The following is a 285-nucleotide window of genomic DNA, read 5'->3' as shown; positions in this document are numbered from 1 at the left end:
GTCGTTCAGATCCCCGTCTTCGTCGGGGCTGGCGCAACTCGCATCGCCTTCCCTACAATTGGCGCCCGCGGTGAGCTGTTTGATGCGCTGGTCCGTCAGTTCGGTCAGGCATTGTGAAACCTCCATCGGATGGATGGAGCCGCCCTCGCTGTCTGTCGTCGTATAGGCGCATTCGGCGTCGCGGAAGGCGATCCAGGCGCGTTGCGCGACCTGCAGCAGCTTCCTGCCCTTGTCGTCGTTGCGACCGACGAGATCCTTGTAGGCCTGGTTGAGCTTGGCATCGGC

Annotated in this window: 1 protein-coding gene; it reads right to left on the bottom strand. The window is 62.8% G+C overall.

Annotation, left to right across the window (positions count from 1 at the left end; translation table 11 throughout):
- Positions 1-285: lysozyme inhibitor LprI family protein (locus tag X735_RS135820; RefSeq protein WP_023814487.1), on the bottom strand; the 285-nt coding region annotated here is incomplete at both ends.

The organism is Mesorhizobium sp. L2C084A000 (assembly GCF_000502875.1).
Taxonomy (GTDB): Bacteria; Pseudomonadota; Alphaproteobacteria; order Rhizobiales; family Rhizobiaceae; genus Mesorhizobium.
Note: the sequence above shows the minus strand (reverse complement) of the source record. Positions and strands in the feature narration are given on the sequence as shown.